Here is a 10,031-nt window from a genome sequence, read left to right as displayed (position 1 = left end):
CACCCCCTCACCACCGTCATCCACACCGCCGGCACCACCGACGACACCACCCTCGAAACCCTCACCCCCCACCAACTCGACACCGTCCTCCACGCCAAAGCCGACGCCGCCTGGCACCTCCACCACGCAACCCGCAACCACCACACCCTCACCACCTTCATCCTCTACTCCTCCATCGCCGGCACCATCGGCAACCCCGGACAAGCCAACTACGCCGCCGCCAACACCTACCTCGACGCCCTCGCACACCACCGCCACACCCAAGGACTCCCCGCCACCTCCCTCGCCTGGGGCCTCTGGGAGGAGACCAGCGCTCTCACGCAGTCGCTGGGTGCGGCGGAGCGTGCCCGGATCGGGCGCAGCGGCATCCTGCCGATCTCCTCGGCCGCGGGGCTGAAGCTGTTCGACGCCTCGCTCGCACGGGGCTCGGCACTGTCGGTGCCGGCCCTGCTGGACATGGGGGCGCTGCGCAACCGTGCGGTGGTGGGTGAACTGGCCGCGCTGTACCGGGAACTGGTGCCCGTACCGGCCGGCCCCGCGCCGTCGGTCGCCTCGCCTGCCGGGGACGGGACCGGGGCCGGGGTGCGGGAGCGGTTGCTCGGCGTCGACGACGCGGAACGCGCGCGGTTCCTCGACGAGCTGGTCCGCCGCCACGTCGCCGATGTCCTGGGGCACGCCTCGCCTTCGGCCGTGGAGCCCCGGCGCGGGCTGCTCGACATGGGCCTGGACTCGCTCTCCGCCGTCGAGCTGCGCAACCGGCTCGGTGCGGCCACCGGGCTGCGGCTGTCGACCACCCTGGTGTTCGACTACCCGACTCCCGTCGCCATCGCCGGCCATCTCCTCGACCGACTGGCCGAGGAGCTGCGGAGCGCGGCCCTGTCGCCGCTCGACGCGCTGGAGGCGGCGTTCGAGGAGATCTCCGGTGACGAGGAGAGCCGCTCCCGGACGAAGGCCCGGCTGGAGGCGCTCCTGAGCAGGCTGACCACCAAGGGCGGTGCGGGTGATCCGGACGTCCCGGCCGGCTTCCCGGGCGAGCTGGACGCGGTGGCGGACGAGGACCTCTTCGAGTTCATCGACAGCGACCTCGACTGAGCCGGCGGCTCGCTCCGCCCTTCCGGGCGGCCGCGCAACGGCGGACGGGCGGTCATCGCCGGTCCGCCGTTGCGGTGTTCGTCGTCCCGCGCTCCGCGCCCCGCTCCTCCCGCCGCCGCCGACGACGGAAGACGGGTAAGTCCGCCGTTAGCGTTCCCTGTGACGCTGGAGGGCACCAACGCGCCGCGCAGTGCGGGCGCGTGCCCTCCCGGCGAAGGAAGACTCGATGACCTCCACACGGGTTCCCGTCCCGTTCGAATTCACTGCGATCAAAGGGCTCGGCATCGACCACAGTTACCGTGAACTCCTCGAACACGGTCGTCCGGTGTGGGTGACCCCGCCGTACGGGGAGAACGCGTGGCTGGTGAGCCGGTACGCGGACATCAAGGCCATTCTCGGGGACCAGCGGTTCGGCCGTGCCGCCGCCGCGGACCGTGACGAGGCGCGGGTGGCGCCGGTGCCGGTGGGCGGCAGCATCATGGGTGCGGACGCGCCGGACCACGGCCGGCTGCGGCGTCTGATCTCCAAGCCGTTCTCCAACCGGGGTGTCGAGCGGCTGCGGCCGGGGATCGTCCGGGTGGCGGAGGAGTTGCTCGACGCCATGGCCGAGCAGGGGTCCCCGGTCGATCTCGTCACGGCCTTCACGGGCCCGTTCTCCGCGCTGAACATCTGTGAGCTCCTGGGCGTGCCCGAGGGCGAGCGGGACCGGTTCCAGGGCATGGTGCAGTGCTTCTTCGGCAGGACGGAGCTGTCGCCGGAGGAGATCGCGGTCGAGCTGGAGCTGCTGCGCGACTACGTCCGCGGGCTTCTCGACCTGCGCCGCCGGGAGCCGGGTGACGACCTCGTGAGCGCCATGCTGGAGGCCGCGGCCGAGGGCGGCGCGTACACCGACGAGGAGTTGCTGGAGCTGGTGTACACGCTGCTGGTCGGCGGCTACGACACTCCCGCCTCCCAGCTGGCCTCGACCTTCTACGTGCTGTTGTCGCAGCCCGACCAGGCACAGTTGCTGCGGGAACACCCGGAGGCCGTCCCGCAGGCGGTCGAGGAGCTGCTGCGGTTCGTCCCGCTCGTCTCGCACACGACGTTCGCCCGGTACCCGACCGAGGACGTGGAGATCGGCGGGCAGCTGATCCGGGCCGGTGAGCCCGTGCTGTGCGCGACTCCGGCCGGGAACATGGATCCCAGGGCGTTCGAGGACCCCGAGGTGCTGGAGCTGCGGCGGGCGGGGAACGCCCATCTGTCCTTCGGGCACGGTCTGCACCACTGCACGGGTGCCGCTCTGGCCCGGGTGGAGATGCAGGTGGCGATCACCGCGCTGCTCACGCGCTTTCCGGACCTGCGGCTCGACGTGGCACCCGAGGACGTGCAGTGGCTGAAGGGCATGCAGATCAGGACGCTGGGTTCACTGCCGGTCGCGTGGGGTCCGGGCGGCAGCCGTCCGTGACGGCAGGACATGACGAGGAGCCCCGCAGGCCTGGGCCTGCGGGGCTCCTCGTCATGTCCGGTCAGGCCCCGTCGGCCGTGCCGCTGAGCCGGATCGCCTGTACGGGGCACAGGTCCACGGCCTCCCGCAGCGCGTCCCACTCGTGGGGGCCGGGGTGCGGATCGCGGACGAGGACGTATCCGTCCTCGTCCTGGTCGAAGACGGCGGGGGCACTGTAGGCGCACTGTGCGGCGCCGATGCAGGCTTCCCGGTCGGCGGTGACCAGCGCGTCGGCGGGCCCGTCGGCGCTCACCACGTCACCGGCATCTCGTTGACGCCCTGCACCGTGCCGCTGCCGGGCGGCCGGGTGGGCAGCCGGTCGGCGGGGACGGTCAGGCGCAGCGTGGGGATGCGGGTGAACAGGGTGGAGAAGGCGATCTCCAGTTCCAGGCGGGCGAGGCTCTGGCCGAGGCACTGGTGGATGCCGTAGCCGAAGGACAGCTGGCGGCGGCCGGTGCGGCCGGCGTCGAAGGCCTGCGGGTCCTGGTGGACGCGGCCGTCCCGGTTGGCCATGGTGGCGGACAGCAGGACGCCTTCGCCCGCGCGGATGACCTGTCCGGCGACGGGGATGTCGGCGGTGGCGACCCGTACTCCGGCGAGGTCGGTGACCGCGACGCAGCGCAGGATCTCCTCGACCACGGCCGGCACGGTGTCCGGTTCGGCCTGCATGCGGGCGAGCTGTTCGGGGTGGTCGAGCAGGGTGATGGCGCCCAGCGCGATGGTGGAGGCCGTGGTCTCGTGCCCGGCGACCAGGATGACCAGGGCTATCTGGACGAGGTCGGCGTGGCTGAGGCGGCCTGTGGCGACTTCTTCGCGGGCGAGGCGGCCGATCAGTCCGGGGCCGGGCTCGGTGCGGCGGCGGGTGGCCAGCGCGTCGAGGTAGCCGATGAGTTCGCGTCCGGCTTCCTGGGATTCCGGGCCGGTGGTGGCCTGGAGGAGCCGGCGTGAGGCGTCCTGGAAGAACTCCAGGTCCTCGTGGGGCAGGCCCAGCACCTCGGAGATCACCCGGGACGGTACGGGCAGCGCGAAGTCGCGTACGAGGTCGGCGGGCGGGCCGGTCCGGAGCATCCGGTCCACGTGGTCGTCGACGATGGCCTGCACGACGGGCCGCAGGCTCGCGACCCGCTTGCGGCTGAAGTCCGGGTTGAGCAGGCGCCGGTGTTCGTCGTGGGCGGGCGGGTCCATGCCGATGAGCACCAGGCGCTTGGCCACCTCGGCCTGGAAGCGGGGCGCGACGGCCGGGTAGTCGGGGCGCTGCCGGTCGGCGGAGATCCGCGGGTCCGCGAGCAGTTGGCGTGCCTCGGGGTAGCCGGTGACGAACCACACGACGCGGCCGTCGAAGAGGCTGACCCGGGACAACGGCCCTTGTGCGCCCAGCTGTTCGTAGGCGGGCGGCGGCTGGTAGGGGCAGGCCCTCGGCTGGGGAAAGGGCGGTGCAGCGGACGGGCCCGGCGGGGCGGTGGTTTCCATCGCGTTCCCCTCGTCTTCTTCCTGCGGGCAGGGATCTCCCCGCAGCCGGAAAAGCTAGGAGGCGCCGCGAACGCCCTGCAACCCCGTGTCTCCCGGGCGTTAGCGCCGCGTAATGCGGCGGCCCGCGAAAGCGTCACGTAAGCAGCACGGTAGCGGCTTTTCGGACCATGTCCGGGCAGAGAGAGGAGCAGGTCGTGGACACACCACACATCCGGATCCTGTCGGTGGGAACCGCGTTGCCCGGACCGCCCGTCGACAATGCCGCACTCGCCCGCCGTTTCGGCATGGACGCCCTGTGGGAACAGTGGGTGGACGCGTTCATCGGAACGCGCAGCCGCCACCTCGCGGTCGACATCGAGACCGGTGAGGTCCGCGATTCGCTGTCCGGTCTGGGCGAGGCGGCGGCCCGGCGGGCCCTGGAGGGCGCGGGGGTGCGGCCGGACGAGGTGGACCTCGTCGTGATGGCCACGGCCACCCCGGAGCAGCTCATGCCCGCCACGGTCAACGTCATCTGCGACCGGCTGGGCATCGACGACGTGGCCACCTACCAGCTCCAGTCGGGCTGTTCGGGCGCGGTCCAGGCCCTCGACGTGGCCCATCAGATGCTGCGGGCCGGTCGGCACCGCACCGCGCTGGTGATCGGTGCCGACGTGCTCGCGCGGTTCTACGACTGCGACGCGGAGCTGTCGAAGGTTCCGCCGGACCAGCTCGTGAACTACGTCCTGTTCGGGGACGGCGCCGGCGCGGCCGTCCTCAGCACGGACCCTGCGGCGGGCCGCTGCGAACTGGTGTCGGTCCGTACCCGGCTGACCGGGCTGAACCGGGAGGCCGGGGCGACGCTGGAGTGGTTCGGGCCCGTCGACCGCCTCTCGGAGCGGCCCGCGGCCACCGAGGACTACAAGGCGATCGAGTGGCATGTGCCGGAGATGTCCGACGAGACCCTGCGCGAGTTGCTCGACGAGCTGGACTGGCGCGAGGAGGACGTCACCTACCTGCTGCCGCCGCAGCTCTCCGGCCGGATGACGCGGCGGATCGTGGAGCGGCTGGGCGTCACGGGAGCCGAGGAGGTCTCCTGCGTCAACACGACGGGCAACAACGCCAACGCCCTGGTCTTCTTCCAGCTGGAGCGGGCGCTGGAGCGGATCGCGCCCGGTGAGCGGGCGATCGGCATCGCCATCGAGTCCAGTAAGTGGATCAAGGCCGGCTTCGCGCTGGAAGGGGTCTGACCGTCACCATGACCGCCGTCACCGTCCCCACCGCCGTCACCGGCCCCGCCGCCGCCTCGGCCGCCGATCCGGCCGACGAGCTGCTCGCCCTGCACCGGGCCGGGCGTCTCGCCGCCGCCTACCCGACTCTGAAGTCCCTGCTGGCGCGCCTGCCCGAGGAGGATTCCGTACGGGCCGCGCAACTGCTGTCCCGCGTCGGTCCGGACGAGGTGCTGCACGAGCACCCCGGGCTGCCGGCCCTCACGGTCGCCGTCACCGGCCACGGGACGCTCTCCGCGCTCGTCCCGGCCCTCGCCCTGGAGGGTGCCCGCCACGGCATCGTGCTGCGCACGGTCGTCTCGGACTTCGACTCCTACGTCTTCGACCTGACGGACCCGGACAGCGCCCTGTACGCCGCCGCGCCGGACCTGGTCCTGTGCCTGCTCGACCCCGTGATCGTCATGGACGAGCTGCCGACGCCCTGGCGCCCGGAGGACGTCGAGGCGGTGCTCGCCGAGAAGACGGCGCTGCTGGACGCCCTCACCGCCCGCTTCGCCGGGTCGGGCAGCGGCACCCTCGTGCTCAACACCATGCCGCTGCCCCGCGTCCTCGCCTCCCAGCTGATCGACCACCGCTCCCGCGCCCGCCTCGGCGCCGTCTGGCGCGAGGCCAACGCCCGCCTGCTGCGCCTGACCGAGACGCACCCGGAACTGGTCGTGCTCGACCTGGACCCGCTGGCGGCCGAGGGCGTCGCGGTCACCGACCCGCGGCTGAGCGTCTACGCCAAGGCCCACCTGTCGTCGGCGATGCTCTCCCGCTATGCCCGGGAGGCCGGTCACCTGGCCCGCATCGTGGCCGGGCAGACGAAGAAGTGCCTGGCCGTGGACCTGGACCAGACGCTGTGGGGCGGTGTGCTCGGCGACGACGGCGCGGACGGCATCGAGGTCGCCGAAAGCCCGCGCGGCGAGGCCTTCCGGGCGTTCCAGAAGGTGCTCAAACAGCTCGCCTCGCAGGGTGTCCTGCTGGCCGCGGTGAGCAAGAACGACCTGGCCCCGGTCCGCGAGGTCGTCGCCGGCCACCCGGGGATGACGCTGCGGGAGGCGGACTTCGTCCGCTTCGCCGTGAACTGGCGGCCCAAGCACGAGAACCTCAAGGAGCTGGCCGAGGACCTCAACCTGGCCGTCGAGAGCGTCGTGTTCGTCGACGACAGCCCCTACGAGTGCGGTCTCGTGCGCCACGAGCTGCCGGGGGTGAGCGTCGTCCCGCTGGACGAGGAGCCGGCCCGGCACGTCGAGAAGCTGCTGCGGGACGGCTGGTTCGACGTCCGCGAGCTGACCGTCGAGGACCGCGCGCGCCCCGCGCTCTACCGCGTCGAGGCCGAGCGCAAGGACTTCCTGCACAGCTTCGACTCCCTCCAGGACTACCTGCGCGAGCTCGGGGTGCGGGTGCGGATCGGCCCGGTCGAGGAGCGGGAGATGCCGCGGACGGCTCAGCTGACGTTGCGCACGAACCAGTTCAACCTCACCACGCGACGGCTGCAGGCGGCCGAGGTGAAGGAGCTGGCCGCGGGCCCGGACACCCGGGTGCTGGCCGTGCACGCGGGCGACCGGTTCGGGGAGAACGGTCTGGTCGGTGTGGTCTTCACCCGTCGTGAGGGCGCCACCGTGCACATCGACAACTTCCTGCTCAGCTGCCGGGTGTTCGCCCGCGGCATCGAGCAGACCGCCCTGGCGGCCGTGCTGCGGCAGGCGCGGGCCGACGGGGCGCGCGAGGTGCTCGCCACCTACCGCGCGAGCGCCAAGAACGCCAAGGTCCGGGACTTCTATCCGCAGAACGGCTTCGTGCCCGTGACGGACGCCGACGGCGAGCTCGTCTTCCGGCACGACCTGGCGTCCGTCCCTCCGGTCCCCGACCACGTGCAGCTGACCGAGTCCTGCGAAGGGAACACCCCGTGAACTCCATCGACGACTTCATCACTCTGGTCCGGGACGACCTGGGCCTGTCCGTCGACGACACCGACGTGGACCGGCCCCTCGGCGAGGTCGCCGGCTGGGACTCCGTCCACCTCATCGCCCTGCTCACCCTGCTGGAGCGCGGCACGGGCCGTTCGCTGTCCCTGCCCGCCGCCCTGGAGGCGACGACGCTGCGCGGCCTGTACGACGTGGCGGTGTCCGGATGAGGCCGCTCCCCGTCGCCCGGGAGCGGCGGCACACGCTCTACTTCCTGGAGGGGGCGAAGGCGTTCGCGCCGGTCTTCCTCGACACCGAGGTCGACATGGAGCGGGTGTGGCGGCACCGCGCGGCCGCCGCCGAGGAGGGACGCCGCTACTCGGTGGTCAGCTACGTGCTCCACGCCGGAGCGCGGGTCGTCGCCGACCACCCCCAGGCCAACAGCGCGATCGGCGGCCGACTGCTGCCGAGGACCGTCACCTACGACTCCACCAGCGCCAAGCTCGCCTTGGACCGGCGGCTCGGCGGCCGGCGCGTCGTCCTCGCCGCCGTGCTGCCCGGCCTCGAACGGGCCGGTCTGGAGGAGATCCAGCGCCAGGTGGACCACTACCGCGACGGCGACCCCGACCTCATGGACGAGTTCGCGAACCTGCGCGCGCTGCACAAGCTGCCCGTGCCGATCGGCCGCGCGCTGTTCCGCAGGGCGACCCGGTCACTGACGGCGCGCGCGGCCCGCACCGGCACGTTCGCGGTCACCTCGCTCGGCCACCGCGCCGTGGACGGCTTCCATTCCGTGGGCGGCACCACGATCACCCTCGGCGTCGGACGGGTCGTCGACCGGCCGGTCGTCCGCGACGGCGTCGTGACGGTGGCACCGGTGATGCGCCTGAACCTGGCCTTCGACCACCGGGTCATCGACGGCGCCGAGGCGGCCGACGTGCTCACCGAGATCAAGGAACGCCTCGAAGGCTTCCCCGGCACACCGGAAGGAGGAGAGGACCGGACCGCCGCTGCCACGGGGGCCGGTTCCACGGACCGATGAACGACGTCGAGGAACTCAAGCAGTACGTGGGCGCCCACGCCCGCGCGCAGTCCATGCCGCCGGGCCACTTCGAGAAGCTGCTCGACCGCATCCGCACCGACGACGAGGGCGCGGCGGGCTCCTGGGCACGCGAGTGGTACGAGGCCGGCGAGCGGCTCGAAGAGGCGGGCCAGTACCTGGAGGCCTGCCGCCACTTCAACATGGCCCGCTTCCCCTACGTCGACGGCCCCGCCCGCGGCGCGGCGCTGGAGCGCTGCGTGAACGCCTTCGACCGCTGGCGGAAGGAGACCGGCGGCATCGACCGCCTCGACCTGGACCTTCCCGGTGGCCGGGTGGGCTGCTGGACGAGCGGACTGAGCCGGCACGAGCGGCGGCCCCTGCTGGTGTTCATGGGCGGCATCGTCAGCATCAAGGAGCAGTGGGCCCCGCTCCTCACCCGCCTGGACCGGCTGGGCTTCGCCGGGCTCGTCACCGAGCTCCCCGGCGTCGGCGAGAACACCCTGACCTACGGCGCCGACAGCCGGCACCTGCTGCCACAGCTCCTGGACGCCGTCGCGGACGTGGCCGACGTGACACGGACGTACTGCATCACGCTGAGCTTCAGCGGCCACCTGGCCATGCTGGCCGCCCTGGAGGAACCGCGCATCCGGGGCATCATGACGGTCGGCGCGCCGGTGCACGACTTCTTCACGGACCGTGCCTGGCAGGCACAGGTACCCCGGATCACCGTCGACACCCTCGCCCACCTGACCGGCGTCCCGGCCGCGGACGTCGGCGAGCACATCCGCGACTGGGCGGTGAGCGATCGTCAACTGGCCGGTCTCTCCGTCCCACTGGCCTACGCGGCGAGCACGCGGGACGAGATCATCCCGGCCGGGGACCCGCGGCGGCTGCGCCGCCACGTACGGGACCTGCGGATCGTCGAGTACGACGACGTGCACGGGGCCCCGCACCACCTGCCCGAGATGCAGCTGTGGGGCTTCCTGTCGATCCTCCGCATGAAGGGCGGCCACTACCTGCCGCGAACCGTCCTGCGGTACGCGCATCTCGCCCACCGCACCCGCCGCAGGCTGGCCGCACGCCGGGCCTGAACGGTTCCGCCCCGCCCCGAACCCCGTCCGACCCTTTTTCGAGAGGTTGAACAGCGCAATGGCGACCGAGGAAGAGCTTCGCGAATATCTCAAGCGCGCCACCGGCAGTCTCGCCCGGGCCAGGCAGCGCCTGCGCGAGGTCGAGGCCGACCGGCACGAGCCGGTCGCCGTCGTGGCGATGAGCTGTCGCTACCCGGGCGGTGTCGCCTCCCCCGAGGACCTCTGGCGCCTGGTCACCGACGGCACGGACGCCATCGGCGGCTTCCCCACCGACCGCGGCTGGGACCTCGACGGCCTCTACGACCCCGACCCGGACCGGACGGGCACGAGTTACACGCGGCACGGCGGCTTCCTCCACGACGCGCCACAGTTCGACCCGGAGTTCTTCGGCCTGAGCCCGCGCGAAGCCCTGGCCACCGACCCCCAGCAGCGGCTGCTGCTGGAGGTGGCCTGGGAGGCCTTCGAACGGGCGGGCATCGTCCCCGAGACCCTGCGCGGCAGCCGTACGGGTGTCTTCGCCGGCGTCATGTACAACGACTACGCGTCGCGGCTGACGCCCGCCCCCAAGTCCTTCGAGGGCTACATCGGCTCCGGCAGCGCGGGCAGTGTGGCCTCGGGCCGGGTGGCCTACACCCTCGGCCTGGAAGGCCCGGCCGTCACCGTCGACACGGCCTGCTCCTCCTCGCTCGTCGCCGTCCA

General features: G+C 72.4%; 10 protein-coding genes. 8 read left to right on the top strand and 2 right to left on the bottom strand.

Translation table 11 applies throughout. The annotated features are described in order from the left end of the window. Both RZ50_RS29385 and RZ50_RS21005 read left to right on the top strand, forming a co-directional pair. Window positions 1–1,092: KR domain-containing protein (locus RZ50_RS29385; RefSeq protein WP_254802892.1), on the top strand; the 1,092-nt coding region annotated here is incomplete at its 5' end. Window positions 1,093–1,318: 226 nt separating this feature from the next. After that, on the top strand, window positions 1,319–2,536 hold the full coding sequence (locus RZ50_RS21005; RefSeq protein WP_196949415.1) for a cytochrome P450: 1,218 nt from the start codon (window positions 1,319–1,321) through the stop codon (window positions 2,534–2,536). Between the two features lie 61 nt (window positions 2,537–2,597). Here the strand turns inward: RZ50_RS21005 and RZ50_RS21000 are convergent, their stop codons facing one another. Both RZ50_RS21000 and RZ50_RS20995 read right to left on the bottom strand, forming a co-directional pair. Further along, entirely contained in the window at window positions 2,598–2,831 is a 234-nt protein-coding gene (locus RZ50_RS21000) for a ferredoxin (RefSeq protein ID WP_308271973.1), read from the bottom strand. Next, window positions 2,825–4,045 carry a cytochrome P450 gene (locus tag RZ50_RS20995; protein ID WP_196949414.1) on the bottom strand — a complete coding sequence of 407 codons (1,221 nt, stop codon included), beginning with the start codon at window positions 4,043–4,045 and terminating at the stop codon, window positions 2,825–2,827. Before RZ50_RS20995 ends, RZ50_RS21000 begins: the two co-directional genes overlap by 7 nt. Window positions 4,046–4,239: 194 nt before the next feature. Here RZ50_RS20995 and RZ50_RS20990 point away from each other — a divergent pair, with 194 nt between their 5' ends. From RZ50_RS20990 to RZ50_RS20965, 6 genes are all read left to right on the top strand, one after another. Continuing rightward, window positions 4,240–5,271 carry a 3-oxoacyl-ACP synthase III family protein gene (locus RZ50_RS20990; protein ID WP_308271971.1) on the top strand — a complete coding sequence of 344 codons (1,032 nt, stop codon included), beginning with the start codon at window positions 4,240–4,242 and terminating at the stop codon, window positions 5,269–5,271. An 8-nt stretch (window positions 5,272–5,279) separates the two neighbouring features. After that, window positions 5,280–7,205, top strand: a complete 1,926-nt coding sequence (locus RZ50_RS20985) for an HAD family hydrolase (RefSeq protein ID WP_196949412.1) — start codon at window positions 5,280–5,282, stop codon at window positions 7,203–7,205. Further along, the gene (locus RZ50_RS20980) at window positions 7,202–7,429 is read left to right on the top strand and encodes an acyl carrier protein (protein ID WP_196949411.1); all 228 of its coding nucleotides are present in this window, start codon (window positions 7,202–7,204) and stop codon (window positions 7,427–7,429) included. The genes RZ50_RS20985 and RZ50_RS20980 overlap by 4 nt, the downstream gene beginning before the upstream one ends. Continuing rightward, a complete protein-coding gene (locus RZ50_RS20975; RefSeq protein ID WP_196949410.1) occupies window positions 7,426–8,241 on the top strand; it encodes a 2-oxo acid dehydrogenase subunit E2 in 816 nt (271 codons plus the stop codon). The genes RZ50_RS20980 and RZ50_RS20975 overlap by 4 nt, the downstream gene beginning before the upstream one ends. Continuing rightward, window positions 8,238–9,332: an alpha/beta hydrolase gene (locus RZ50_RS20970; RefSeq protein ID WP_217680685.1), complete on the top strand. Its 1,095-nt coding sequence runs from the start codon at window positions 8,238–8,240 to the stop codon at window positions 9,330–9,332. Before RZ50_RS20975 ends, RZ50_RS20970 begins: the two co-directional genes overlap by 4 nt. A 58-nt stretch (window positions 9,333–9,390) precedes the next feature. Continuing rightward, on the top strand, window positions 9,391–10,031 hold a 641-nt coding region (locus RZ50_RS20965; protein ID WP_217680684.1), incomplete at its 3' end, for a beta-ketoacyl synthase N-terminal-like domain-containing protein.

Source organism: Kitasatospora sp. SUK 42 (assembly GCF_015776785.2).
In the GTDB taxonomy this organism is placed as follows: Bacteria; Actinomycetota; Actinomycetes; order Streptomycetales; family Streptomycetaceae; genus Kitasatospora.
Note: the sequence above shows the minus strand (reverse complement) of the source record. Positions and strands in the feature narration are given on the sequence as shown.

Bases quoted from the DNA above. Each gene is read 5' to 3' on its own strand.
- RZ50_RS21005 (WP_196949415.1), top strand. From the start codon at position 1,319: ATGACCTCCACACGGGTTCCCGTCCCGTTCGAATTCACTGCGATCAAA.
- RZ50_RS20995 (WP_196949414.1), bottom strand. From the start codon at position 4,045: ATGGAAACCACCGCCCCGCCGGGCCCGTCCGCTGCACCGCCCTTTCCC.
- RZ50_RS20985 (WP_196949412.1), top strand. From the start codon at position 5,280: ATGACCGCCGTCACCGTCCCCACCGCCGTCACCGGCCCCGCCGCCGCC.
- RZ50_RS20975 (WP_196949410.1), top strand. From the start codon at position 7,426: ATGAGGCCGCTCCCCGTCGCCCGGGAGCGGCGGCACACGCTCTACTTC.
- RZ50_RS20970 (WP_217680685.1), top strand. From the start codon at position 8,238: ATGAACGACGTCGAGGAACTCAAGCAGTACGTGGGCGCCCACGCCCGC.